A 25,436-nucleotide genomic window follows, 5' to 3' on the forward strand; every position below is an offset into this window, starting at 1 on the left:
TCGGGCACCAGAGATCCGGCGCGGCCGGGGCCGTCGGAGGAGCGGATGTCCGGCCGACGTCCAGGCGGCGTTCAGCGATCCACGTCAGCATGGACGCGCCCCGGGGCGCGCGTCCGCAAGACGACGGGCGTCCATGTCGACCGCCCGGGGCCCGACCCGAAGCGAGGACCCCGTGGACCAGACCGCCGCCCCCACCCAGCCCCCCGTGCCGACGGCCCGCACCGTCGCGCGACCCCGGCCCCAGACCCGCGCCCGTGCCGGGGCGGGCCTGCTCGCCGCGGCCGTGCTCGTGGTGGGGCTCTCCGGCTGCGCGGTCGCCGAGGACGGCGGCGCGGCCGCGTCCGAGGCCGCGAGCTCTTCGTCCTCGCAGACGACGGACACCTCGGCCGAGGCCGGGGGACAGCCCGTGGCGGACACCGCCGTCGGGAACGCCGCGAAGACGGCGCTGCCCTCCGTGGTGACCATCTCCGCGACGTCGGGCTCCTCCTCCGGCTCCGGGTCCGGGTCGATCCTGGACACGGAGGGGCACATCCTCACGAACACCCACGTGGTCACCCTCGGCGGCCAGGCCAACGACGCCGAGCTGACGGTGCGCACCTCGGACGGGGAGGTCTACGCGGCCACCGTCGTGGGCACCGACTCGCTGTCCGACCTGGCCGTCATCAAGATCGATGCCCCGGACCTCACCCCCATCCAGATCGGCCGGTCCGGGGACTTGAAGGTCGGGGACGAGGCCGTGGCCATCGGCGCCCCCCTGGGCCTGCCGAACACCGTGACCGACGGGATCATCTCCACCCTGGACCGGACCATCGCGGTGGCGTCCTCCGAGGCGCCCCAGTCCCAGGGCGAGAGCTCCGGCTCGTCGTCCGGCGCCGAGCAGTACCGGTTCGAGCTGCCCGGCACCCCGCAGGGCACCCAGGGCGAGGTGTACATCAACGTGCTGCAGACCGACGCCGCCATCAACCCCGGCAACTCCGGAGGCGCGCTCGTCGACGCCGAGGGCCGCCTGGTGGGTGTGAACGTCGCGATCGCCTCGGCCGGCCAGGACCAGAGCGAGGCGGGCAACATCGGGGTCGGCTTCGCCATCCCCGTGGACTACGCCCAGCGGATCGCGCAGGACCTGATCGACCACGGCGAGGCCACGCACGCCATGCTCGGCGTCAGCGTCACCCCGGAGCCCGCCGAGGTGCAGGGCGGCAGCGAGAACGCCCGGACCGTGTTCAGCGACGGCGCCCGCGTCCAGCAGGTCGTGGGAGAGTCGGCGGCCGACGCGGCCGGGCTGAAGGAGGGCGACGTGATCACCGCTGTCGGCGACCGCGCGGTGATCGACTCCGAGTCCCTCACCGCCGTCGTCCGCGAGCACCGCGTGGGAGACTCGGTGGACGTCACCTACCTCCGCGACGGCGCGGAGCAGACGACCGAGGTGACGTTCACGGAGGACACCCGCTCGTGACCACCACGCTCACCACCCCCGCCGCGCTCGCGGCCCACCACGGCTGGCGCCGGGTCCTGGCCGTCGGCGCCCACCCGGACGACCTCGACTTCGGGGCCGCCGCCACCCTGGCCGGCTTCAGCGCCGCCGGGCTGCACATCGAGCTGTGCATCGTGACGGACGGGGACGCCGGCGGCTTCGACTCGGAGGGCCCGGAGGCGATGACCGCCCGCCGGCACGCCGAACAGCGCGCGGCCGCCGCCGTCGTCGGTGCCGCCGAGGTCCACTTCCTCGGCGAGCGCGACGGACACCTCGAGCCGGACCACGGCGTGCGCCGCAAGCTCGTGGCGCTGATGCGCCGCGTCCGGCCGGACGTGGTGCTCAGCACCCACCCGGAACGGGACTGGGAGCGGATGCAGGCCGCCCACCCGGACCACCTCGCCTGCGGCGAGGCCGTGGTGCGCGCCGCGTACCCGGCGGTCGAGAACCCGTACGCGTACCCGGAGCTCGCGGCGGAGGGGCTGGAGGCGTTCAAGGTCCGGAACCTGCTGCTGTACGCCGCCCCCGCCGCGCGCCGGAACACGGTCGTGGACGTCACGGGTCTGGCGGAGCAGAAGCTGCGCGCCCTCGACGCCCACCTCTCCCAGCACCCGGACGTCGACGCGATGCGGCGGCACGTGCTCGACCAGATGGCCGAACACCACCGGCGCGCCGCCGGCCTGGCCGCCGCGCCGGGTCACGCCGAGGCGTTCCACCTGGTCACGGTCAACGGCCCGGGCACCATCGCCGGGTTCTGAACCGTCCCCCTGCGGGACCTCTCAGTTGGTGCTCGGTCGCCCGCCGTAGCGCGGGCCGGTCTGCGCGGTGGGGTCGAGGTCCACGCCGACGACGGGCTCCGACGTCGGCACCTCCGAGCCCGAGCTGGGCTCCACGGAGATGCCCATCGCCGCGAAGCGGTCCAGCCCCCGGAAGGTGACGGGCTCGCCGAAGCCGTTGGCGTCGAACGTGCCGAGCGAGGCCGGGGCCGTCCCGTCCGAGGGGTAGAGCCACAGCTGGTAGGACTGGCCCTCCGGCAGCTGGGGCATCCCGCTGATCGTCAGGTAGCCGCTGTTCTGGTCCCGGGACAGGAACGCCTGGACCGTGCCGCCGTCCTGGGCCGGGTACTCCGAGGTCGTGAACAGGTCCTTCGACTGGTCGATGCGGTGCACGATGCCCGGCCGTGTGAACTGACTCCACACCGTCCACCCGCCGACGCCGAGCACGAGGGCCGCGAGCAGCAGGAGGGCGGTCACCTTGAGCCAGCGCAGGCGGTCCCGCGGCGGGCCGGCGGGGGCGGACTCGTCGCCGATCAGGTCCATGCCCACGTCCTGGGCGGGCAGGCGACGCAGGATCTCGTCGAGCAGGGCCGACGGCGGCTCGGCCGTCACGGACCGGAACGCCCAGGCCACCGCCTGGCGCGCACCGTCCACCCGGGAGCGCCACCGGGCCAGCTCGCCGCCCCGCCGCTGCACGGCGGAGAAGGCCGCGGTGTGCCCGGCCGTGTCGAGGGCGTGCACGGCCGAGAGGTCGGCCAGCTCGAGTGTGCGGCCGGCGTCCACGTCCTCGCGCACGTCCGCGCCGAGTGCCGGGCCGGTCGCCGGGGCCGGCGCGGACGGCCGGGCGGCGTCCTGCGTGAGGTCGCGGCGGGCCGCCACGACCTGCCGCACGCCGTCACGCAGGAGGGTGCGGGCCTGGCCGGCCGGCAGACCGAGCCGGTCGGCGACCTCCCGGCCGGTGCAGCCGCCCAGCCACGCCAGTCGCACGGCCTCGTAGGCTTCCGGGGCCACGCGGTCGACGAGGTCCTCGGGCAGCGGCGCGGGCCCGGCCGGGCCGGGACGACGCCCACGTTCCGCCGCGGATCCGCCGGCGCGGCGCAGGGAGGTCATCACGCGGTGGGCGAGGACCTCGAGCCACGTGAACACCTGGCGCTCGCGGTGGGTCGCGTCGTCACGCTCGCTCAGGTCGAGCCCGGCCTCGGAGGCCTCCTCCCATGCCGTCAGGTAGGTGCGGACCGTGGCCGCGGCGGCGTCGTCGCCGGGGCCGAACATCGCTTCGGCCAGGCCGTGCACCCACGGGACCGTGGCGTCGTAGAACGCGGAGAACGCGGCCCGGTCACCCTCGGCGCTGCGGCGCAGGAGGGTGTCCAGGGCGGGCTGGCCGGCGTCATCGGGGCGGTCGGCGTGGGGCTCGGACGCGTCAGGAGTCTGCATGGTGGCCTCAGTCTAGGGAATCGGGGCGGGCAGCGGACCCGGCGAAGTCGTGCTGGCGCCAGGCCTCGTACACGGCGATGGAGACGGCGTTCGCCAGGTTCAGGGACCGACGGGCCGGCTGCATGGGCAGGCAGACGGTCTCGGTGACCCGCGGATCGGCCAGCACCTCCTCGGGCAGGCCGGTGGACTCGCGGCCGAAGAGCAGCACGTCGCCGGGCCGGTAGGCGACCCGGTCGTGCCGCACGGACCCGCGCGCGGTGAAGGCCAGCACGCGGGCGGGGGCGAGGGCCGCGAGCGCCGCGTCGAGGTCCGGGTGCACCGTCACCACCGCGAGGTCGTGGTAGTCCAGACCGGCGCGGCGCAGGTGGGCGTCCTCGAACCCGAAGCCCAGCGGCTCCACGAGGTGCAGCTCGGCCCCCGTGAGGGCGGCGAGCCGGATCGCGTTGCCGGTGTTGCCGGGGATCTCCGGGGTGAGCAGCAGGATCCGGAAGCCGGGGGTGCCGGGCGCCGGGGCGCGGTCGGCGCCCTCGTGCGGGTTCGGGCGGGGCGGGGTGGGGGAGTCGGGCACGCGCCCAGCCTAGTGGGGCGCCGCCGGGCGGGGGCGTGCCTCAGTGGAGCCGGTCGACCAGCGCGCCGAGCGCGCGCCGGTCCACGAGGTCCGGATCCGTGCCGGTGCCCAGGAAGAGCGCGACCTCGCGCGCGAACGCGATCCCGGGCGCGGGCGGGGCGGTGAGCAGGTCGGCCTGCGCCTCCGGCGCGTCGGCGCCGCGCGTGTGGCGGATCACGGGTGCGTGCCGCGCGTCGCGGTCCGTCATCACGTGCACGAACCCGCCGACGGTGACCTGGGGCAGGGCCTGCTGCCACGCCATCATCGCGGGGCCGAGCAGCGGCGGGGCCACGGGACGGCCCCGGGAGCGCAGATCCGCCCCGTCCCAGGTGTAGGTCCCCTCCGGGACCATGACGGAGCCGATCAACGCCAGGCGGTGGCCGCACAGCACCGCGTGGTCCACGTCGAGGTGCCGTCCCCAGCGCCCGCCCAGCCGCAGCCCGGTCAGGACCCGCGCGGCCGGGAGCGCGTCCGCCACGTGGCGCAGCAGCACGTCGAGGGTGCGGGCCTGCCGCAGCACCCGGTGCTCGTCCGGCAGGATCCCGCGAGGCCGCGGCGCCCCGTGGACGCGCTGGCTCGACCGGGGCAGGTCCAGCACGGTCGGGTCCGCCTCCGCCTCGCCGGGCGGGGGTTCGTAGCGCACGGGGCGGGCGGCAGGTCCGCCGGGTCCGGGCCGTCCCGACGATCGCGCCCGCCCTGATCCGGCCGTCGCGCGGGGGCCGCGGGCACCGGCGTCCGGGCCGGGCAGCGAGAGGTCGTACCGGCGCCGGGCCTCGGCGTCGCCGAGCAGGTCCCAAGCCCGCGTCACGGCCCGGAAGGCGGCGGGGTCGCCGCCCACGTCGGGGTGCGCGGCCCGGGCCGCGCGGCGGTAGGCCCGCCGGACCTCCTCGGCGGTCGCGTCGCGGGGCACGCCCAGGACCTCGTAGGCGGTGCGGTGCTCCTCGGCCGCGCTCACGGCGTGGGGTCCGAGCCGGGGGAGGCGTGCCGCTCGTGGCGCAGGCGCAGGAACAGCATGCCGTCGTCGTGGAGCACCTGGACCAGCTGCAGCCGAGCCGGGAGGCCGGGGCCGTCCTCGCCGGTCAGGACGCGGCCGGCGGCGGGTCCGGCCAGCAGCGGCGCCACGGTGAGGTGCACCTCGTCCACGAGGCCGGCCGCCGCGAGGCTGCCGAACAGGCGCGGTCCGCCCTCGCAGTGGACGACGCGGGCGCCGCGCGCGTGCAGGGTCGCCACCACGGTCTGGGGGTCCACGTGCTCCTCGCCGACCGCCAGCACGTCCGCGCGCGCGGCCAGCGCCGCCGCCCGCTCCGGCTCGGCCACGAGGGCGGCCCGGGACGTGAGGATCCAGGGGCGCACCGGGGCGGCCGTGAAGAACGCGGACTCCGGGTCCAGGTCCAGGCTGCCGCTGACCACGGCCACGGGCGGGTCCGCGGGCTGGCCGGCCCCCGCGCGTCGACGCCGGTCCTCCTCGGACAGCAGCGCTCCCTCGTAGCCCTCGGCCCGGACGGTCCCGGCCCCCACGAGCACGACGTCGGCGTCGTGCCGGGACAGCGAGAGCAGCCGCTGGTCCGCGGGGGAGCCGAGCCCGCCGGCACGGCCGTCCAGGGTGGCCGCGCCGTCGGCGGAGGCGATGAACACGACGCGGACCCAGGGTCCGGGGCCGGTGTCCACGGCCGCCGGGGCTGCGAGGGCGGCGCGGAGGGCGTCGTCGTCCAGGCCGGGGCCGGTCTCGGTCAGCCGTCTCATGCCCGCCCCCCGCGGTGGGCGCGGTGTTCGGCCAGGGTGCTGCGGTCCGGCGGCGTGTTCTGCTCGCCCATGTTGTGGACCAGGCGCGCCGGCTGACGCCACCCGAACACGCACTCGAGCATGCGGGCCGCCGAGACGGAGGCGTCGGCGTCGTGCATGCGCAGGATCCGGGCGCCGCCGTACACGCAGGCCGCGGCCGCGGCCAGCGAGCCGGGCAGGCGCTCGTGCCGGTGCCGGTCCAGGCTCTCGCCGATGAAGTCCTTGTTCGAGACCGCAGCCAGCACGGGCAGCCCCAGGGCGGCGATCTCGTCCAGTCGCCGCGTGATCTCGAGGGTGTGCCGGGTGTTCTTGTTCAGATCGTGGCCGGGGTCCACGATGATCCTCTCCTCGGGGACGCCGAGCGCCACGGCCCGGTCGACGGTGCGCCGCAGGTGGTCGCGGACCTCCGTGACGACGTCGCCGTAGGTCGGCCGGGGGACCACGGCCCGGGGTCCGCGCACGTGGGCGAGGGAGTGGGTGACCACGAGGTGCGCGTCCGCGGCGGCCACCACCCGGCCCAGGTCCGCGTGGAACAGTCCCGTGGTGTCGTTGACGACGTCCGCCCCCGCGGCCAGCGCCGCCTCGGCCACGGCCGGCTGGAACGTGTCCGCCGAGAGGATCAGCCGGCGCGACGCATCGGAGGCACCGGGCCCGTCGCCGCGCCGCAGGGCCGCGATCAGAGGGACCACCCGCGCCGCCTCCTCGGCCGGGTCGAGCTCCGCCCCGGGCGCGAACGGCACGCCGCCGACGTCGACCCACTCGGCTCCGGCGTCCGCCGCGGCGTGGGCCTGGGCGAGGGCGTCCTCCAGGACGGCGCCGGCGCCGTCGTCGTAGAAGGAGTCCGGGGTGCGGTTGACCACGGCCATCGTGACGATGCGGCGGCGGAAGTCGATCTCGTGGTGGGCGAACCGGTGCACCGGGTGGACGAGGGGGACGGAGGGGGTCGGCACCCGGCCATTCAACCACCGGCGCCGCACGGTGACAGTGCGCCCCGGGAGGACTATGTTTCCCTCCCGTGGCAACCACCTCGTCGCCGCGGGTCGGCCCGCGCCGGCCCCGCTTCCGGCCGACCCAGCTCGTGGTCGGGTCCTTCCTCGTCGCCATCGTGACGGGCACCGGCGCACTGCTGCTGCCCGCCTCGTATCAGGGCCGCGCGCCCACCCCGCTGGAGGCCGCGTTCACGGCGACCAGCGCCACCACGGTGACGGGCCTCGGCGTCGTGGACACCCAGACGTTCTGGACACCCCTGGGCCAGGTCGTGATCCTCGCGCTCATCAAGCTCGGTGGCCTGGGCGTCATGACGTTCACGTCGCTGCTGGGGCTGGTGATCCTCCGGAGGCTCGGCCTCACCCAGCGCCTCGACGCCGCGGCCTCCACCCGGGCCGAGGGGATCGGGGACCTGCCCCGGGTGCTGCGGGCCCTGACCCTGTACTCCACGGCCGTCGAGGCCTCGGTGGCGCTGCTGCTGAGCCTGCGCTTCTGGCTGGGCGCGGGGATGTCCCCGGGCCAGGCACTGTGGCAGGGGATCTTCCACGCGGTCTCCGCATTCAACAACGCCGGGTTCGCGCTGTTCGGCGACAACCTCATGGGCTTCGTCTCGGACCCGTTCATCTGCCTGCCGATCGCGGCGGCGATCATCTTGGGCGGCCTGGGCCTGCCGGTCGTGCTGACCCTGCGGCGGCACCTGCGCCGACCGGAGCGGTGGAACCTCACGGTCCGGCTCGTGCTCGTGGGCACCGCGGTGCTGCTGGTGGGCGGCACGCTCATGTACCTCGTCCTCGAGTGGTCCAACCCGCGGACCCTGGGCGGTCTGGACCCGGCCTCGCGCGTGCTCGCGGCGTTCTTCCAGTCCGTCACGACCCGCACCGCCGGCTTCAACACCCTGGACTACGGGCAGATGCACCCCGTGACGCTCTTCGCCACCGACGTGCTCATGTTCATCGGCGGCGGCCCCGCCGGCACCGCCTCGGGCGTGAAGATCACGACGGCGAGCGTCCTGCTGTTCATCGTGCTCGCGGAGATCCGGGGGGAGGGCGCCGTCCATGCGTTCGGCCGCCGGCTCTCCCGGACCACGCACCGCGAGGCGATCACCGTGATCATGCTCTCCGCGATCGCGATCGCCGTCGCCACGATGGCGCTCATGGGCCTGTCCTCGTTCACGACCGACCAGATCCTGTTCGAGTGCGTGTCCGCGTTCGGCACGGTGGGGCTGTCCACCGGCATCACCGCCCAGCTGCCGCCGGCCGCGCAGGGCATCCTCATGCTCCTCATGTTCGTCGGCCGCATCGGCCCCGCCACCGTCGCCGGCAGCCTGGCCCTGACGGACCGCACCCGCCACTTCGAGTACCCGAAGGAGAGGCCCCTCATTGGCTGATCTCACCCGTTCCCTGTTCGCCCCCCGCCGGGGCGACCGCCCCACCGTGGCCGTCCTCGGGCTCGGCCGGTTCGGCTCCGGGGTCGCCCTCGAGCTCATGGAGTCCGACTGCCACGTGCTGGGGGTCGACGCCGATGCCGAGGCCGTCCAGGCGCTCAACGGCCGGCTGACCCACGTCGTCCGCGCGGACAGCACGGACGAGGAGGCGATGCGCCAGCTCTCGGTCCACGAGATGGACCACGTCGTCGTCGCCATCGGCGGCGACCTCGCCGACTCGATCCTCACCGTCTCGCTGATGCGGCGGTTCGGGACGCACCAGCTCTGGGCCAAGGCCAACGACGACCGCCACGGCGAGATCCTGCGTCAGCTCGGCGTGGAGCACGTGGTCCACCCGGAGCGGGACATGGGCCGCCGCGTGGCGCACCTGGTCAGCACGTCCTTCCAGGACTTCGTCGAGGTCGAGCCGGGCCTGGCCATGGTCCGGGCCACGCCGCCGTCGCGCCTGCTGGGCAGGGACCTGCGAGCCACCGGGCTCGCGGGGGAGCGGGGCATGCGCGTGGTCGCGGTCCGCAGCCGCGGCACGTGGCTCTACCCGCCGAGTCACTACGTGCTCGAGCCCGAGGACACGATCCTCCTGGTGGGCCCGACCCGCGACGTCGAGCGGTTCCTCGCCCGGGACTGAGCCGGGGCACATCCGCCACGGCTCCTAGACTGGCCGGGTGACCACTCCGGACCGCGTGCACCTGGACCACGCCGCCACCACGACGGTGCGCCCCACCGCGCTCGCGGCCCTGACCGAGGCGGCCGCGCTGCCGGGCAACCCGGCCTCCCTCCACGCCTCCGGCCGCCGGGCCAAGCTGCACCTCGAGGAGGCGCGGGAGCGCATCGCCGCGGCGCTCGGGGCGCACCCCACCGAGGTGATCCTCACGTCCGGGGGCACCGAGGCGGACAACCTCGCCGTCCAGGGGCTGTACCGAGCCCGCCGCGCGGCCGCGCCGGAGCGCACCCGGATCGTGCTGACCGGCATCGAGCACCACGCGGTCCTCGACGTGGTGGACTGGCTCGCCGCGCACGAGGGCGCCGAGCCGGTGCTCGTCCCGGTCGACGACGACGGGCGGGTCGACCTCGCCGCATGGGGGGCCGCGCTGGCGGCCGCGCCCGAGCGGACCGCCCTGGCCACGCTGATGTGGGCCAACAACGAGATCGGCACGGTCCAGCCCGTCGCCGAGGCCGCCCGGCTCGCGGCCGACCACGGGGTCCCGTTGCACACCGACGCCGTCCAGGCCCTCGGGGCGGTGCCCGTGCACTTCGCCGCGTCCGGGGCCGCGACCCTGGCCGTCTCGGGGCACAAGGTCGGCGCCCCCGTGGGTGTCGGCGCCCTGCTCGTGCGCCGGGACGTCACGGTGGAGGCCGTGGTGCACGGCGGCGGCCAGGAACGCCGCCTGCGCTCGGGCACGGTGTCGGTGGCCCTGGCCGCCGCGCTGGCGGCCGCCGTGGCGGAGGCCGTCGCGGAGCAGCCCGCCGAGGCCGCCCGCCTGGGCGGGCTGCGGGACGAGGTGATCGCCGCCGTCGACGCCCTGGACGGGGTGCGCCTGACCGGGCCGCGGGACCTCGACCCGGCGACGGGGGAGCCGCTGCCGCCGGGGACGCGCCGACTGCCCGGCAACGTCCACATCACCGTGCCGGGCCGGACGGCGGACGCGCTGCTGTTCTCCTTCGACATGGCCGGACTGGACACCTCGTCCGGGTCGGCGTGCACCGCCGGGGTGTCCGAGCCGTCGCACGTGGTCACGGCCCTGCCGGGGCGGACGGAGGCCGACGCACGGGCCACCCAGCGGTTCACCCTCGGCCGGACGACGACGCCGGCCGAGGCGGCCGCGCTCATCGACGCGCTGCGGACGCTGCTGGGGCCGGGCGTCTAGACTGGACCGCCCGTCCGTCGTCGAGAGAGGAGTCCGCCCGTGAAGGTCCTGGCCGCCATGTCCGGGGGAGTCGACTCCGCCGTCGCCGCGGCGCGTGCCGTGGACGCCGGGCACGACGTCGTCGGCGTCCACCTGGCCCTGTCCCGCATGCCCGGCACCCTGCGCACCGGCTCGCGCGGCTGCTGCACCATCGAGGACGCCTCGGACGCGTGGCGCGCGTGCGAGCGGCTCGGCATCCCCTTCTACACGTGGGACTTCTCCGAGCGGTTCGCGGAGGACGTCGTGGACGACTTCGTGGCCGAGTACGAGGCAGGCCGCACGCCCAACCCGTGCATGCGCTGCAACGAGCGCATCAAGTTCGCGGCGCTGCTCGAGCGCGCCCTCGAGCTGGGCTTCGACGCCGTCTGCACCGGCCACTACGCCGCCGTGCGGCCCGGTCCGGACGGCTCGCTGGAGCTGCACCGCGCCGCGGACGACGCGAAGGACCAGTCCTACGTGCTCGGTGTGCTGACCGCGGATCAGCTCGCCCACTGCCTCTTCCCGCTCGCGGACACGCCGTCCAAGGAGCTCGTGCGCGCCGAGGCGGCTGAGCGCGGCCTGTCCGTGGCGGCGAAGCCGGACTCCCACGACATCTGCTTCATCCCCGACGGCGACACCCGCGGCTGGCTCGCCGAGCGCATCGACCTCGCCCCCGGCCCCATCGTCGACCCGGAGGGGCAGGAGCTCGGCACCCACGCGGGCGCCCAGGCGTTCACGGTCGGCCAGCGCAAGGGCCTGGCCATCGGCCGTCCCGCGCCCGACGGCAAGCCCCGGTTCGTGCTCGAGGTGCGGCCGAAGGAGAACACGGTGGTCGTCGGCGGCCGCGAGCTGCTCGACGTCGACCGCATCACCGGCATCCGCCCGTCGTGGGCCGGCGCCCCGGTGCCCGAAGCCCGCACGGGCGCCTGGTTCGACTGCGCGCTGCAGTTCCGGGCCCACGGCGAGATCGTCGAGGCCCGCGCCCGCCAGCGCGCCGACGCGGCGGGGCATCCGGGGTGGGAGATCGAGCCGGCGCGCCCCCTGCGCGGGGTGGCCCCCGGTCAGACGGCCGTCCTGTACCGGGGCACCCGCGTGCTCGGCCAGGCCACCATCGACACCGCCCGCAATGCCCGGCTGTCCGCCCCCGCGGATGCGTAGGCTTCGGCCATGAGCCCGGACTACGATCCCCACGCCAGCTCGCTGCCCGGCACCGCGGACCCGGCGGTCCTCGACGAGCTCTTCGCGATCCGCGGCAGCATCGACAACATCGACGCCTCGCTCGTCTACCTGCTCGCCGAGCGGTTCAAGTTCACGCAGCGGGTCGGCGCGCTCAAGGCCCGGCACGACCTGCCGCCCTCGGACCCCGGGCGCGAGGCCGCCCAGATCGCGCGGCTGCACCGGCTCGCGCTCGAGGCGGACCTCGAGCCCGCGTTCGCCGAGAAGTTCCTGAACTTCATCATCGCCGAGGTCATCCGCCACCACCGTGCGCTGGCGGCCGAGGGCCGCCCGGACGCCGAGGCGGAGCCGGGGGCGGGCTCCGGGGACGCGGATGACTGAGGCCGCCCACGACGACGGCGCCAGCGGCCCCGTCGCCCTCGGCGGCACGCCGTGGCGCGGCACCGACGTCGCCGAGGCGCAGCGCGTCACGCTCGGCGAGCTCGGCGCGGACCACTGGCCGGTGCTCCCCGAGCTGCCCGATCGCGGACCCGGCGCCGACGCCACCGGCCGCTCGGCCGCCCTCCTGCAGGAGCTGGCCGTCGACCTGCAGCCGCACGGCTGGCGGGTCAGCCCGCCCGGGGCCGCCGGCTCCGGCCGCGACCGACGCCGCGCCGTCTCCCTCTGGCACGAGGACGCGCACCGCTGGGCGGACACCGCGGGGGCCGAGGGCGCCGTCGTCGAACGTCTGGCCGTGCGGGTGCGCGGCCCGCTCAGCCTGCTCGCCGGCCTCTGGCTGCCCGGGGGAGAGCGCGTCCTCGGCGACCACGGCGCCCGCCGCGACGTCGCCGAGTCCTATCTCGAGGGGCTGCAGGACGCCCTGCCCCGCCTCCGGAGGGCCACCGGCGCGGCCCGCCTCGGCGTCGTCGTCGACGAGCCGTGGGCGGCGGCCGTCCTCGCCGGGACCCTGCCCACCGCGAGCGGGTACCGCACCGTCCGGTCGCTGCCGCGCGAGGAGGCCCGCGGGCTGTGGCGCGCCGCCCTCGACGGGCTCACCGCCCTGCCCGACGTCGCCCGGGTGTGGCTCGCGCCGGGCTGCCGGGCCGCCTCCCCGGGGGCCGAGCTGCCCGGGCCCGCCGCGCTGGCGACGCTGACGGGAGAGTCCCTGCCCAGGCCCGACGCAGCTGCGGACGCGCCCACCCCGGCCCCAGTTTCGCTCGTCGTGGGCGTGGGCGCCCTCGACGACGGCCCGGACGGTTCGCCCGGCACCCGCGAGGCGTGGGAGGCGGCGGCCGGCTGGGCCGACGTCGGGCGCGGGCTGACGATGGCCCCCGAGCCGGGCGTGCGCCCGGTCGACGTCGTCCGCACGTGGGAACGGCTGGGGGTGGACCCCGGGCGGGTGGGCGACGTCGGCCTCACGGCGGCGGGGTCGCACGACCCCGCCGTGCTCCGCGCTCTGCGGCGGGACGCGGAGGAGCTGGCCGCACGGCTCGCCGAGCTGCGCGGCTGAGCCGGCGCCCCGACGGACCGGGACGACTCTCCGGCGTCGTCGGCCGTGGACGGGCCCGCCCGGCGGGTATCATCGGGCTGATCCTGAAAATTTCCTGTGCCCGGGGCTGAACCCGCCCGCGGCGCCGGGGGGAGCGCTGACGAGGAGGTCAGGATGGGCAAGGCCAAGATCCTGGTGGTGGACGACGACGAGGCCCTGGCCGAGATGATCGGCATCGTCCTGCGCAACGACGGCTTCGAGCCGGCGTTCGCCGCGGACGGCACCTCCGCACTGCCCGCGTTCCACCGCGAGCGCCCCGATCTCGTGCTTCTGGACCTCATGCTCCCCGGCATCGACGGCATCGAGGTCTGTAGGCTCATCCGAGCCGAGTCGGACGTGCCGATCGTGATGCTCACGGCCAAGTCGGACACGGCGGACGTGGTGCGCGGCCTCGAGTCGGGTGCCGACGACTACGTGCCCAAGCCGTTCAAGCCGGCCGAGCTCGTGGCCCGCGTCCGGGCCCGCCTGCGTGAGGGGGAGGCCAAGCCGGCGGAGGTCCTGCACATCGGGGACCTCGAGATCGACGTGGCGGGCCACCAGGTCACCCGCGCCGGCGTCGGCATCGCCCTCACCCCGCTGGAGTTCGACCTCCTCGTGGCCCTCGCCCGGCGGCCGCGCCACGTCTTCACCCGCGAGATGCTGCTGGAGGAGGTCTGGGGCTACCGGCACCAGGCCGACACCCGGCTCGTGAACGTCCACGTCCAGCGCCTGCGCTCCAAGGTCGAGCCGGATCCCGAGAACCCGTGCGTCGTGCTGACCGTCCGTGGCGTCGGGTACAAGGCCGGCCAGGGCTGACCGCATGACCGTGTCCGGCCCGGGTGTGAGCGCGGCCCCGGCGGCCGAGGCCGGCGCCGAGCCGGTCGAGCCCGCCGCCGGCCGCCCACGGTCGTGGGTCCCCGGCCCCGCGTGGCGTGCGCTGCGCCGCCGGTGGCGCCGGTCCCTGCGGCTGCGCACGGCGGTGCTCGCGGCCCTGCTCTCGATCGTCGCGGGCCTCGTGGTCGCCGCGTTCCTGACGCAGCAGATCACCCAGGCCCTCTTCGAGGCCCGCTACGAGCAGGTCCAGGCCGAGGCCCGCCGTGGCCTGAGCCAGGTGCGCGAGACGTTCGCGCAGACCACCGCCACGGACGCGCAGAGCACGGACGTGCTGGTGACCCAGACCCTGCGTGCCCTCGAGGGGGACTCGGGCACCACGATCCGTCGCCGCTACCACCTCGCCCCGCTGCCGGACTCCGAGTCCGCGTACGTGGGGACGATCTCCTCCGCCGGGCTCGATCCCGCGGTGATCCCCCAGGAGCTGCAGGACGCGGTCGCCTCCGGGCCGGGCGTGTACGACGCGAGCGTGGCGCTGCCGGACCCGGGCGGCGGCACCCGGCCCGGCCTCGTGTTCGGCGCCCAGGTGGTGCTGCCCCCGGGTGCCACCTACGGGCTCTACCTCGTCTACGACCTCGCGGACGTCCAGAGCTCGCTCGACTCGGTGCTGGGGGTGCTGCTGGTGTTCGGCGCCGGCTTCCTGATGATCAACGTGCTGGTCTCATCGTGGGTCTCGCGGCGTGTGACCCGGCCCGTGCAGCAGGCGGCCCGGGCGGCCGAGTCCCTCTCGAGCGGCAACCTGGCCGTGCGGATGCCGGTCGACGGTGAGGACGAGATGGCCCGCCTGAGCATGTCCTTCAACCGGATGGCGGACAGCATCCAGGACCAGATCGGCCAGCTCGCCCAGCTGTCCCAGATGCAGCAGCGGTTCGTCTCGGACGTCTCCCATGAGCTGCGCACGCCGCTGACGACCGTGCGGATGGCGGCCGACGTGCTGTACGGCTCGCGCGAGGACTTCGACCCGGTCAACCGGCGCTCGACCGAGCTGCTCTACCACCAGGTGGACCGCTTCCAGGCCATGCTCGCGGACCTGCTGGAGATCACCCGGTTCGACGCCGGCGCCGCCACCCCGGCCCTCGAGGCCACGGACATGCTCGAGCTGGCCCGCGACGTCGTGCTCACCTCTCAGCCGCTGGCCGACCAGATCGGCGTTCCCGTGTACGTGGTGCCCATGGACCGGGACCGCGCCGACGGCCACGTCGCCTGGGTCGACCCGCGGCGGATCGAACGGATCCTGCGCAACCTGGTGAACAACGCGATCGAGCACGCCGAGGGCCTGCCGGTGGACGTGCTCGTGGCGGCCGACGAGGAGGCCGTCACGTTCGCCGTCGTGGATCACGGCATCGGCATGAGCCCCGAGCAGGTGCAGCGCGTGTTCGACCGGTTCTGGCGCGCCGACCCCTCACGCAAGCGCACCACCGGCGGGTCCGGACTGGGTCTGGCGATCGCCACCGAGGACACCCGGCTGCACGGCGGCCGGCTCGAGGCGTGGGGCGAGCTGGGGGAGGGGTCCACCTTCATGGTGACCCTGCCGCGGGCGCCGCGCCCGGCCGTGCAGGGCGCGGAGGCCCCGGAACCGATCGGCCGCTCCGTGCTGCCCATTCCGCCCCGCTACAGCACGGCGGACCGCCGGTACGCCGATGACCTGTCCCGGCCCGTCCCGCAGGAGGCGGACGCCGACGCCGCCGGCGCGGTCACGGACGTCGCCGCGGCGGCCGCGGCCGCGGCGCCGTCCGCGCGCCAGGCCGAGCAGGCCCTGACCGCGCCGACCCGGCCGGTGCGCGTGGTCCCTGCGGAGGATCCCGCCCACGGGTCGGCCGCCGGGGACCCGACCGGCGACGACCCGGCAGAGGAGGCCCGATGACCACCGTGGATCCGCAGCCGCCCCGCCCGCCGCGGGTCGCCGTCGTCGGCGTGATCGTCGCCCTGGTGCTCGCCCTCAGCGGCTGCACCCAGATTCCGAAGAGCTCCGAGGTGCGCAGCGCCGACCCGGTCGACGGGGCCAGCGCGGCCGCCGACGCGCCGCAGTTCCATCCCCCGGGACCGGCCGAGTCGGACACGGCGGAGGAGGCCATCCGGGGCTTTCTGCTCGCGGGCACGAGCCCGCAGGACGACTACGCGGTGGCGCGCGAGTTCCTCGACGGGCCCGCGGCCACCCAGTGGACGCCCGGGCAGCGCACCCTCGTGTACTCGGCGGAGCCGCGCATCACCCGGGGCGACGGCGTCGGGGACTACCAGATCCAGGTCGAGGTCGACTCGGAGATCGACGAGTACGGCCTGCGGACCATCGCGCCGCCGGGGACCACGCGGGCCTGGGCGGTCACGGTGCAGGAACGGCCGCAGGGCATGCGCATCACGTCCACGGAGAACGGCACGCTGCTCTCCCAGGCGCAGTTCGGACAGCTGTTCGCCCCGCACGAGCTCGCCTTCTACGACACCGCGAAGCGCTACGTCGTGCCGGACGTGCGGTGGTTCGTCAATCGGGGCACCACCGTGACCGCGGTGACGCGAGCGCTGCTGCGCGGGCCGGCACCGTATCTGGCCGGGGCGGTGGAGACGGCCTTCCCGCTGCGCACCGGCACCGACCTGGCCGCGCCCACGGTGCCCGTCGACGACGACGGCGTGGCCCACGTCGACCTCACCCAGGCGGCCGCCGAGGGGGCCGACGCCGACCGGCGGCATCGCATGCGGGAGCAGCTGGAGCTGACCCTGACGGGCCTCCAGTCGGTCAAGGAGGTCGAGGTGACCGTCGCCGGCGCCCAGCTGTCCACGTCGGGAGACGACGGCCCCGCCCCGGTCGAGACCGAGCCCGCCGTCGGCTCGGTCCAGGTGGGCATCGACACGGCGACGGGCGGACTCGTCTACGTGCAGGGGACCAGCGTCACGCCGGTGGGCGGCGCCCCGGACGTCACCGCGCTCGATCCGGTCCGCCCGACGATGTCCGGCGACCGCAGCCGCTTCGCGTTCGTCACCGGTGACCGGACGGCGGTCCACGTCGCCGGCACGGACGGCTCCCTGCGGGAGGTGCTGCGCGGCACCGGGCTCACCGTCCCGTCGCTGGACCTCCTGGGCTGGGTGTGGGCGGCCGACAGGGGGACGACCTCGCGGATCCGTGCCGTCCCGGCCCAGCCCGGCGGGCAGGAGCGCATCGTGACGGCCACCTGGCTGCGGCCCGGCGAGCGGATCGTCGACCTGCGGTTGTCCCGGAGCGGGGCCCGGGCCGCGATGCTCGTCGACGACGGCCAGCGGACCACCCTGCGCGTGTCCGGGGTCGTGCGCGGCTCGGACGGGGTGCCGAACGCCCTGACCGAGCCGATCCTGCTGCCCTCCTCCGGGTCGGAGGACTCGGTGGAGTGGGCCGGAGACACGAACCTGCTCGTCTCGGCGTACGCCGAGAAGCCCGACGAGCGCGTGGTGCCGCGGATCGTCTCGATCGACGGCACCGTCCGGGAGCTCAACCCGCTGGGCGGTCTGCGGGGGATCTCCGTCGGCGACGACGGCGCCTACTACGCGGAGACGGACGAGTTCGTGTTCCTGCTGGTGGGCTCCTCGTGGCGGGCGCAGGAGCTCGACCGCGGGGTGCGCGACCTCTCGTTCCCGGACTGAGCCGGGCCGGCGCCCGCCGCCCGTCGTCCACTCCTGCACAGCCGCCCCGTCCCGCACAGCGGCTCGCCCCGGCGCCCGGACGGCGGCGGCGTGCGGTGGACTCGTCGTATGCGCTCCCCGCCCTCCTCCCCGTCCCCGGTGTCGGCGTTCGGCGCCCTCGGCCGGGCCCTGGCCGACCTGGTCCTGCCCGCCGAGTGCGCGGTGTGCGCGGCGCCGGGCCACCGGCTCTGCCCGGCCTGCGCGGAGGGACTGACCGCCGCCCTGTCCCGGCCCTTCCGGGCGGAGCAGGATGCCCCGGCCCTGCCCTTGGGCCCCGGCGGCGCTCCGCTGCCGGTGATGGCAGCCGGGCGCTACGCAGACCCGCTGGCGGCCGCCGTGCTCGCGTTCAAGGATCATCACGCGCTGCACCTGCGCGGCGTGCTGGGCGAGGCCCTCTGCCGGGCCGTCGCCGCGGCGCGCCTCGAGCCGGACCTGCCCGGGGCGCCGCACGCCCTGCTCGTCCCGGTCCCGGGCGGCGCGGTCGGATTCCGACGGCGCGGCTACGACCCGCTCGCCGAGCTCACCCGGGCGCTGCCGGCGCCGTGGCTGGTCTCCGACGCCGTCCGTGCTCGCCTTCTGCCCCGCGCCAGCACGCTCCGGGGCGGCGGCCCGTCTCACGCGGGCGCCGGGGCGGGCCAGCGCCGCCGGCGGGCCCGGGACTGGCGGGTCGTCGCCGGGCGGCTGCCGGCCGGCGCGCCCGTCCTGCTCGTGGACGACGTCCTCACCACCGGCGCCACCCTCGCCGCGCTCGCGGAGGCGGTGCGCCGCGCCGGCGGGCGCCCCGTCGGGGCCGTCGTGCTCGCCGCCGTGGCCCCGCCGCGGGACCCCACCGAGCCTGGCCCCCGGCCAGGCCCCCGGGTAGGGTGAACGGCACGGAATCGCCCCTACGGTTCCCGTCCTGCCGACGGCTGGAAGGAGGTCGCCCCCTCGGACCCGCCGCCGCCCTGCGGACGCGACACCGAGGCGCACCTCCCCTCCCGAGGCCGGACCCGTGAGAGTCGGACCAGGAGGACGCCATGACCATGGATGTCAGCTACATCGCCCGCAACCTCAGGCTCCCGGAGAGCTTCCGCGACCACGTCGTCGAGCGCACCGAGCGCCTCCAGCCGCTTGCCGAGGGCGCCGACACGCTCGAGGTCCGCGTGACGAAGTCCTCCCACCACAAGCACTCGGACGAGACGGTCCGCGTGGAACTGACGGTCCGCGGCCCGCGGGACGTCGTGCGGGCCGAGGCCGACGCGGACGACAAGCTGGTCGCCTTCGACCAGGCCGCCACCCGACTGGCCGAGCGCCTGCGGCGCATGCGCGACCGCCGCAAGGACCGCCGTCACGGCAAGCTCGGCGCCTCCCGCGGCGCGGGCGAGGTCGGATTCGTGCCGCCGCTGCCGCCGTCGGGTGCCGCGCTGGCCGCGGAGGAGGCCGCCGAGCAGGACGCCCCCGAGGTGGGCACCCCGGTGCGCATCCGCCAGAAGGCGTTCCCCGCGACCCCCATGAGCGTGGACGAGGCCGTGGACGCGATGGAGCTGGTGGGCCATGACTTCTTCCTCTTCCAGAACGCCGAGACCGGCGTGCCCTCCGTGGTCTACCGCCGCCGGGGCTGGAGCTACGGCGTGATCCGGCTGGACGAGTCCCTCCCGCAGGATCACGTCTCCGCCTCCGAGGGGGAGCGGGCCTACCAGGCGCGGGAGGACTGACCGCCCCGCCGACGTCGACCACGACCTGCTGACGCCGCGGCGCCCGTCCCCTCCGGGACGGGCGCCGCGGCCCGTCCGGACTCGGCCCGTACACTGTCCCGGAGACCGCGCCACGGCCGAGCGCGAGGGGCACCCCGTCCCGCCCCGGCCACACCGCAAGGGAGCAGAGAACCAGTGCCTTCGATCATCGACCGCGTCCTGAAGATCTCGGACAATCGCGTCCTCAAGCGCATGCAGGCCACGGTGGACGCCGTGAACCTCCTCGAGGACGACTTCCGGGCGCTCAGCGACGCGGAGCTGCGTGCCGAGACGGACACGCTCCGGGCCCGGCATGCGGACGGCGAGTCGTTGGACCTGCTCCTGCCGGAGGCGTTCGCCGCGGTCCGAGAGGCCGCGGGACGCACGCTCGGCCAGCGGCACTACGACGTCCAGCTGCTCGGCGGCATCGCGCTGCACCAGGGCAACATCGCGGAGATGAAGACCGGCGAGGGCAAGACCCTCGTGGCCACCGCTCCGGCCTACCTCAACGCGCTGTCCGGCAGGGGCGTGCACGTGGTGACGGTCAATGACTTCCTCGCCTCCTACCAGGCCGACCTCATGGGCCGCGTGTTCCGCTTCCTCGGCATGCAGACGGGCGTCATCGTGGCGGGTCAGACCCCGGCCGTACGGCGCGAGCAGTACGCCGCGGACATCACCTACGGCACGAACAACGAGTTCGGCTTCGACTTCCTCCGCGACAACATGGCGTGGTCCCTCGACGAGCTCGTGCAGCGTGAGCACCACTACGCGATCGTCGACGAGGTGGACTCGATCCTCATCGACGAGGCCCGCACCCCGCTGATCATCTCCGGCCCCGCCCAGGGCGAGGCCAACCGGTGGTACGGCGAGTTCGCCCGGCTGGTGCGCCGCCTCGAGGCGGACACGGACTACGAGGTGGACCACAAGAAGCGCACCGTCGGCATCCTCGGCCCCGGCATCGAGAAGGTCGAGGACCACCTCGGCATCACGAACCTGTACGAGACGCAGAACACCACGCTCATCCAGTTCCTGAACAACGCGGTCAAGGCCAAGGAGCTGTTCAAGCGGGACAAGGACTACGTGGTCCTCGACGGCGAGGTGCAGATCGTCGACGAGCACACGGGCCGCGTGCTCAAGGGACGCCGCTACAACGAGGGGCTCCACCAGGCCATCGAGGCCAAGGAGGGCGTGGAGGTCAAGCCCGAGAACCAGACGCTGGCCACGGTGACCCTGCAGAACTACTTCCGCGGCTACGAGAAGCTCGCCGGCATGACGGGCACCGCCGAGACGGAGGCCGCCGAGTTCACGTCGACCTACGGCCTCGGCGTCGTCGTGATCCCGCCGAACCGGGAGCGACAGCGCGTGGACCGCAACGACGTCGTGTACAAGAACGAGAAGGTCAAGTTCGACGCCGTCGTCGACGACATCGCCGAGCGGCACGCGAAGGGCCAACCCGTTCTGGTGGGCACCACCTCGGTGGAGAAGTCCGAGTACCTCTCCACGCTGCTGGCCAAGCGCGGCGTCCGCCACGAGGTCCTGAACGCGAAGAACCACGCCCGCGAGGCCGCCATCGTGGCGCAGGCCGGCCGCCCGGGCGCCGTCACCGTGGCCACCAACATGGCCGGCCGCGGCACCGACATCATGCTCGGCGGCAACGCCGAGTTCACGGCGGTGGCCCGCATGCAGGAGCTGGGCCTCGACGCCGCCGAGGACCCGGAGGCGTACGAGGCCCGCTGGCCCGAGGTGCTGGCGCAGGCCGAGGCCGCCGTGGAGAACGCGCACCGCGCGGTCATCGAGGCCGGCGGCCTGTACGTGGTGGGCACCGAGCGCCACGACTCGCGCCGCATCGACAACCAGCTGCGCGGTCGGTCCGGCCGTCAGGGCGACCCGGGCGAGTCCCGGTTCTACCTCTCCCTCACGGACGAGCTCATGCGCAACTTCAACCCGGGCGTGGCCCAGCGGATCATGAACAGCCCGTCGATCCCGGACGACATGGCGCTCGAGTTCGGCTTCGTCTCGAAGGCGATCCAGAACGCGCAGGCGCAGGTCGAGGGGCGCAACGCCGAGCAGCGCAAGAACGTGCTCAGGTACGACGACGTGATGAACCGCCAGCGCGAGGCCATCTACACGGACCGCCGTTCCATCCTCGAGGGGGAGGACCTGCAGGACCGGGTGCGCCGCTTCGTGGAGGACGCCGTCGGGAACATCGTGGACGCGGCCACCGAGGAGGGCCACGCCACCGACTGGGACCTCGACCAGCTGTGGCGGGACCTGGCAGAGCTCTACCCCGTGGGCATCTCGCAGGAGGACGTCCTCGACGAGGTCGGCGGCCGGGGCCGGCTCAAGGCCGAGGTCCTCAAGCGCGAACTCGTCTCCGATGCGCTCCTGGCGTACGAGGACCGGGAGGCGCAGGTGGGGTCCGAGGCGCTCCGGGAGGCGGAGCGTCGCGTGGTGCTCGCCACCATCGGGCGCCGCTGGCAGGAGCATCTCTACGAGATGGACTACCTCAAGGAGGGCATCGGGCTGCGCGCGATGGCCCAGCGCGAGCCCCTCGTGGAGTACCAGCGCGAGGGCTACACGATGTTCCAGAACATGCTCGCCGCCATCCGCGAGGACGCCGTGCGCACGCTGTTCCAGGCGCAGATCAGTGCGGCCCCCGCGTCGACGTCGCTGCCCGGCGTCAAGGACGCCCGCGCCGTGACGATGGCCCCGCAGATCTCGGTGGAGGGCATCGACGCCCCGCAGCAGCCGGCGCAGCTGCGTTTCACCGGTCCGTCCGAGGACGGGCAGAGCGCGGTCACCCGCAGCGGCACGGACTCCGGCGCCACGGTCGCGGCGGGCACGAACCGCCGCTCCCGCCGTCAGGCGGAGCGCCGCGGCCGCCGCGGCTGACCGGCATCCCGCCACGACGCAGGACGAGGGCCCGCAGACCTCCAGGTCTCCGGGCCCTCGATCGTCAGTCCGACGGGACGATCCGGCTCAGCCGATCTCGACCGACGTCACCTTCCAGCGGCTGAGACGCCGCTCGAGTCGGAGTGCGAAGGCCCGGGCCCGGCCCTCCCACAGCACCGTCGCGCTGGCCTCCACCCGGCCGGGTGCGACCTCGCACACGCGAGCGCCCACCGGGCGGGGTGCGGACGCGGGCGCCCGGGGCGGGACGGCCGCGGCGGGTCGTCGACCGGGCCCGGTCGGCGCGACGGCGCCCAGCAGCTCCATGCGACGGGTCAACTTGTCCAGGACCTCGGGCGAGAGCCAGGCGGAGAGGTCCCGCAGGGCACGGCGGCCCGTCTCGACCTCGACGCAGGCGACGGCGATCACGGCGGCGAGCGAGCGGACGCGACGCAGCTCCTCGCGCCCCTGTTCGGTGCGGGCGCGCCGGGCGATCTCCTCACCGCGGGGCAGGACCGTGGGGCTGTGGGCGGGCCCATGGAGGAGGGTGTCGGCGGCGCGTCGGGCGGCAGCGGTGCGGGGGCGGGTGGCGAGGGCGGTCATGGCGGTCTCCTGAGAACGAGGCGAAGCGGGGGAGTGCAGGGTCGTGGATGTCATGGCCGTGGTCCGTCCACGCCGGCGTGCGGGGCGAACACGGGGGAGGTCAGCACGGTGCCGGGCAGCAGCAGGTGCGGGTCGTCGCCGATCACCCGCCGGTTGGCCTCATACCAGCGGCGCCACCGGGCGTCGATCTCTCGGGGCGTCGCGTCCGGGCCGAGCTCGGCGGCGGCGAGGAGCCACAGGCAGTCGCCGCGCCGGACGGTGTCGGTGGGGTGGTCCGGATCCGCACGGCCGGTGCCGGCGCCCGGCGGGGCCGGCGCCGGGGGCCGGGGCGTCCACGCGGCATCCGGCGCCGGGGCCTCGACGTCGGTGGCGTGCGCGGGGACCGCGGCCACGGCCCAGGAGGCGTCCGGCACGGGATGAGCCGCCGCCCACGCGGCCGGTGCCGCGAGCAGCTGGACACCGACGACGGCGCCGACCACGCGTCCGAGCAGGGCGGGAGTGAGGCTCCGGCCCAGGCGGGCCCAGGCCGGCCGACCCGCACGGCGCCCCAGCGCGACGAGCGCCAGCCCGGTCAAGCCCACCGCCCACCACGCGAGCAGTCCGAGCCCGGCGAGACCGGCGCCGAGGCCCAGCACGCGGGTCAGTTCCGCCGCCGGCGCGCTGGTGCCCGTCTGCAGCAGCGCCGCGGCACAGGCGATCAGACCGGGTCCGGCCAGAAGCAGGACGATGAGGCCGACGGCGTCCGCCGCGTCGACCGGACGGGTCGGGGCCGGGCCGGCCGGTGATGTCGAGCGCTCCATGGATTCCCCTCCTGTGCGTCCGTCCGGCCGCGATCCCGCGATCAGGCCGGTGATGATGACCACAGTGAACTGCACGGCCGGATGGGTGTCAAGAGTGATGTTTGATGATGTTTGATGATGACCGTCACCCGGCGCTGAGCCTCCTATGCTGAGCGCATGCGGTGGAACGGGCTCTTCGACGACCTGGAGGCGCACTGGGTCGACCTCGGCTGGCAGGAGACGGTGGCCGAGGCCGCGGAGCTGACCCGAGCGGAGTGGATGGCGCTGTCCCTGGCGGACCGCCTGCGCGGCGCCAGAGGGCGGCAGGTCCGGCTCCACCTGGCCTGGGGCGAGGTCGTGGACGGTGTGGTGCACACGGTGGGCCAGGGCTGGGTCGGCGTGCACGTCGACGGCTCGGGATCGGCGATCGTCGCGGTGGACTGCGTGGCGGCCGTGGAGGCCGACCTGACCCGGGCCGCGCTCGCGCCCGAGCTCGCCGCGGCCGGCTGGGGGACGGTGCTGCGCGGCATCGCGCGGACGCGCTGGCCGGTGGCGGTGACGGGGCGCCTCGGCGCCGCACTGGCGGAGGGCACCGTGGACCGGGTCGGCGGCGACCACCTCGACATCGCCCGCCATCCGCGGGACGAGGCCCGGCGGGCCGCGGCCGTCCGCGGGCGGCTCGTCATCCCGTTCGGGGCGCTGGGGACGGTCCGGACCGCGCTGCGCCCCGCCTGAGCGGACCGTGTGGGCTCAGCGGGCCTTCGCGTCCGCCTCGGTCCACTCGCGGACGCGGGCGCGCGTCACTTCCTTCTGACGCTCCACGTAGTCCTCGAGCCAGGACACCTCGATGCGCCACTGGCCGCGGCCCCCGACCTGGATGGCCTGCAGCTCACCCGAGCGGACCAGGGCGCGGGCGGCCTGACCGGAGATGTTCAGGGTCTCCGCGACGTCGGTCAGGGTGAGAAAGCGCTGCACGGTGCTCCTTCGGTCGAGGCGTCCAGGACGGTCGCGGGCGGCCCACGACGTCGACCCATTCAACCCCGGGAACACCCGGAGGCGACACTTTTCCACAGCGTACGCGGCGGATCCGGCGATCCACGGACCCAGTGGTTACTCTGGGCGCAGCGCGGAGGGGCCGACACCGACGGGGTGCCGGGGCCGCGGCGGCCCGCGAGGCCGGTCCGAAGGGGGGAACATCCGGTGTCCACGACCATGTCCGCGTCCGCCGAGGGCGGCCGTCTGCGCCGGCCCCGCTGGCGGGATCCCCGGCTCCTCGTCGGTCTCGTGCTCGTCCTCGCCTCGATCGCCGGCGTGGTGGCGCTGGTCGCCTCCTCCCAGCGGACCGCCGGGTACTGGGCGGCCGCGGAGGACCTTCCCCCGGGCACGCCCATCGCGGCCGGGGACCTGCGCGCCGTGGAGGTGAACCTCAGCGAGGCCGGCGAGCGGTACCTCAGCGCCGAGGCCCCGGCTCCCGAGGGGCGGATGGTCTCCGGAACGGTCCGGGCCGGCGAGCTGGTGCCGGCGGCGGCGCTGGTGGACGCGGACCCGGACGGCCGCCGCCCCGTCGGCGTGGCCCTGGACGAGCCGCTGCCGTCCGGCGTGGGCGTGGGAGACCGTGTGGACGTCTGGGTGGCCATGCCCGCGGAGGGCGGCCGCGGCCATGCGGACCCGGCCCGGCTGGCCGAGGCGCTCGAGATCTCCGAGGTCACGGCGGAGCAGAACGGCCTCGGCGGCTCGGGCACCACCCGGGTGCAGCTGCTGGCGCCGGAGGAGACCCTGCCGCGCATCGTGGACGCGAAGGTCAAGGACGCGCGGGTCACCCTCGTGCCGGCCCACGGGGTGCGCTGACC

The 25,436-nt window shown here is 75.4% G+C and carries 24 protein-coding genes; 16 read left to right on the forward strand and 8 right to left on the reverse strand.

Features of this window, described 5'->3' with window-relative positions:
• Nucleotides 1–172 precede the first annotated feature (172 nt).
• Both ACUXPL_RS02920 and ACUXPL_RS02925 read left to right on the forward strand, forming a co-directional pair.
• Complete coding sequence (locus ACUXPL_RS02920) at nt 173–1,453, forward strand: S1C family serine protease (RefSeq protein WP_454181815.1); 1,281 nt, start codon at nt 173–175, stop codon at nt 1,451–1,453.
• The gene (locus tag ACUXPL_RS02925) at nt 1,450–2,229 is read left to right on the forward strand and encodes a PIG-L deacetylase family protein (RefSeq protein ID WP_454181817.1); all 780 of its coding nucleotides are present in this window, start codon (nt 1,450–1,452) and stop codon (nt 2,227–2,229) included. The genes ACUXPL_RS02920 and ACUXPL_RS02925 overlap by 4 nt, the downstream gene beginning before the upstream one ends.
• A gap of 21 nt (nt 2,230–2,250) precedes the next feature.
• Here the strand turns inward: ACUXPL_RS02925 and ACUXPL_RS02930 are convergent, their stop codons facing one another.
• The 5 genes from ACUXPL_RS02930 to folP are packed head-to-tail and all read right to left on the reverse strand — an operon-like array spanning nt 2,251 to nt 7,020.
• Nucleotides 2,251–3,681: an anti-sigma factor gene (locus ACUXPL_RS02930; protein WP_454181819.1), complete on the reverse strand. Its 1,431-nt coding sequence runs from the start codon at nt 3,679–3,681 to the stop codon at nt 2,251–2,253.
• Between the two features lie 7 nt (nt 3,682–3,688).
• Nucleotides 3,689–4,249, reverse strand: coding sequence for a tRNA (cytidine(34)-2'-O)-methyltransferase (locus tag ACUXPL_RS02935; protein ID WP_098092342.1), 561 nt, complete (start codon nt 4,247–4,249; stop codon nt 3,689–3,691).
• A gap of 40 nt (nt 4,250–4,289) precedes the next feature.
• Complete coding sequence (locus ACUXPL_RS02940; RefSeq protein WP_454181822.1) at nt 4,290–5,243, reverse strand: J domain-containing protein; 954 nt, start codon at nt 5,241–5,243, stop codon at nt 4,290–4,292.
• A complete protein-coding gene (locus tag ACUXPL_RS02945) occupies nt 5,240–6,031 on the reverse strand; it encodes a pyrimidine reductase family protein (RefSeq protein ID WP_454181824.1) in 792 nt (263 codons plus the stop codon). The genes ACUXPL_RS02940 and ACUXPL_RS02945 overlap by 4 nt, the downstream gene beginning before the upstream one ends.
• Nucleotides 6,028–7,020, reverse strand: coding sequence for a dihydropteroate synthase (gene folP / locus ACUXPL_RS02950; RefSeq protein ID WP_454181826.1), 993 nt, complete (start codon nt 7,018–7,020; stop codon nt 6,028–6,030). Before folP ends, ACUXPL_RS02945 begins: the two co-directional genes overlap by 4 nt.
• A 65-nt stretch (nt 7,021–7,085) precedes the next feature.
• On the opposite strand from folP, the gene ACUXPL_RS02955 reads away from it, so the two are divergent.
• From ACUXPL_RS02955 to secA, 12 genes are all read left to right on the forward strand, one after another.
• A complete protein-coding gene (locus ACUXPL_RS02955) occupies nt 7,086–8,444 on the forward strand; it encodes a TrkH family potassium uptake protein (protein WP_454181828.1) in 1,359 nt (452 codons plus the stop codon).
• Nucleotides 8,437–9,126 carry a potassium channel family protein gene (locus ACUXPL_RS02960; protein WP_012750984.1) on the forward strand — a complete coding sequence of 230 codons (690 nt, stop codon included), beginning with the start codon at nt 8,437–8,439 and terminating at the stop codon, nt 9,124–9,126. Before ACUXPL_RS02955 ends, ACUXPL_RS02960 begins: the two co-directional genes overlap by 8 nt.
• 37 nt (nt 9,127–9,163) lie before the next feature.
• The gene (locus ACUXPL_RS02965; RefSeq protein ID WP_454181830.1) at nt 9,164–10,366 is read left to right on the forward strand and encodes a cysteine desulfurase family protein; all 1,203 of its coding nucleotides are present in this window, start codon (nt 9,164–9,166) and stop codon (nt 10,364–10,366) included.
• A 39-nt stretch (nt 10,367–10,405) separates the two neighbouring features.
• On the forward strand, nt 10,406–11,542 hold the full coding sequence (gene mnmA, locus ACUXPL_RS02970) for a tRNA 2-thiouridine(34) synthase MnmA (RefSeq protein ID WP_036315990.1): 1,137 nt from the start codon (nt 10,406–10,408) through the stop codon (nt 11,540–11,542).
• 9 nt (nt 11,543–11,551) lie between these two features.
• Nucleotides 11,552–11,941: a chorismate mutase gene (locus ACUXPL_RS02975; RefSeq protein ID WP_002854878.1), complete on the forward strand. Its 390-nt coding sequence runs from the start codon at nt 11,552–11,554 to the stop codon at nt 11,939–11,941.
• A complete protein-coding gene (locus tag ACUXPL_RS02980; protein ID WP_454181832.1) occupies nt 11,934–13,049 on the forward strand; it encodes a hypothetical protein in 1,116 nt (371 codons plus the stop codon). Before ACUXPL_RS02975 ends, ACUXPL_RS02980 begins: the two co-directional genes overlap by 8 nt.
• A gap of 153 nt (nt 13,050–13,202) precedes the next feature.
• Nucleotides 13,203–13,883 (forward strand): MtrAB system response regulator MtrA, encoded by a 681-nt coding sequence (gene mtrA / locus ACUXPL_RS02985; RefSeq protein WP_049158902.1) that lies wholly within the window; start codon nt 13,203–13,205, stop codon nt 13,881–13,883.
• A gap of 4 nt (nt 13,884–13,887) precedes the next feature.
• Nucleotides 13,888–15,822: an MtrAB system histidine kinase MtrB gene (gene mtrB, locus ACUXPL_RS02990; RefSeq protein WP_454181834.1), complete on the forward strand. Its 1,935-nt coding sequence runs from the start codon at nt 13,888–13,890 to the stop codon at nt 15,820–15,822.
• Nucleotides 15,819–17,564, forward strand: a complete 1,746-nt coding sequence (locus ACUXPL_RS02995; RefSeq protein ID WP_454181836.1) for an LpqB family beta-propeller domain-containing protein — start codon at nt 15,819–15,821, stop codon at nt 17,562–17,564. The genes mtrB and ACUXPL_RS02995 overlap by 4 nt, the downstream gene beginning before the upstream one ends.
• A 108-nt stretch (nt 17,565–17,672) precedes the next feature.
• Nucleotides 17,673–18,470 carry a ComF family protein gene (locus ACUXPL_RS03000; protein ID WP_454181838.1) on the forward strand — a complete coding sequence of 266 codons (798 nt, stop codon included), beginning with the start codon at nt 17,673–17,675 and terminating at the stop codon, nt 18,468–18,470.
• 149 nt (nt 18,471–18,619) lie between these two features.
• Nucleotides 18,620–19,297 carry a ribosome hibernation-promoting factor, HPF/YfiA family gene (gene hpf, locus ACUXPL_RS03005; protein ID WP_060973936.1) on the forward strand — a complete coding sequence of 226 codons (678 nt, stop codon included), beginning with the start codon at nt 18,620–18,622 and terminating at the stop codon, nt 19,295–19,297.
• Nucleotides 19,298–19,471: 174 nt separating this feature from the next.
• On the forward strand, nt 19,472–22,207 hold the full coding sequence (secA, locus tag ACUXPL_RS03010; protein ID WP_454181841.1) for a preprotein translocase subunit SecA: 2,736 nt from the start codon (nt 19,472–19,474) through the stop codon (nt 22,205–22,207).
• A gap of 87 nt (nt 22,208–22,294) precedes the next feature.
• On the opposite strand, the gene ACUXPL_RS03015 is transcribed toward secA, so the two are convergent.
• Both ACUXPL_RS03015 and ACUXPL_RS03020 read right to left on the reverse strand, forming a co-directional pair.
• Nucleotides 22,295–22,807, reverse strand: a complete 513-nt coding sequence (locus tag ACUXPL_RS03015; protein WP_454181843.1) for an Rv3235 family protein — start codon at nt 22,805–22,807, stop codon at nt 22,295–22,297.
• Nucleotides 22,808–22,857: 50 nt separating this feature from the next.
• On the reverse strand, nt 22,858–23,607 hold the full coding sequence (locus ACUXPL_RS03020; protein WP_454181845.1) for a LysM peptidoglycan-binding domain-containing protein: 750 nt from the start codon (nt 23,605–23,607) through the stop codon (nt 22,858–22,860).
• A gap of 156 nt (nt 23,608–23,763) precedes the next feature.
• Here ACUXPL_RS03020 and ACUXPL_RS03025 point away from each other — a divergent pair, with 156 nt between their 5' ends.
• Nucleotides 23,764–24,321 carry a hypothetical protein gene (locus ACUXPL_RS03025; RefSeq protein WP_180535805.1) on the forward strand — a complete coding sequence of 186 codons (558 nt, stop codon included), beginning with the start codon at nt 23,764–23,766 and terminating at the stop codon, nt 24,319–24,321.
• Nucleotides 24,322–24,336: 15 nt separating this feature from the next.
• Here the strand turns inward: ACUXPL_RS03025 and ACUXPL_RS03030 are convergent, their stop codons facing one another.
• Nucleotides 24,337–24,561, reverse strand: coding sequence for a helix-turn-helix domain-containing protein (locus ACUXPL_RS03030; protein ID WP_002854861.1), 225 nt, complete (start codon nt 24,559–24,561; stop codon nt 24,337–24,339).
• Between the two features lie 225 nt (nt 24,562–24,786).
• Here ACUXPL_RS03030 and ACUXPL_RS03035 point away from each other — a divergent pair, with 225 nt between their 5' ends.
• Nucleotides 24,787–25,434 (forward strand): SAF domain-containing protein, encoded by a 648-nt coding sequence (locus ACUXPL_RS03035; protein ID WP_180535804.1) that lies wholly within the window; start codon nt 24,787–24,789, stop codon nt 25,432–25,434.
• Nucleotides 25,435–25,436 lie beyond the last annotated feature (2 nt).

This window comes from Micrococcus sp. 140720015-1 (genome assembly GCF_053627595.1).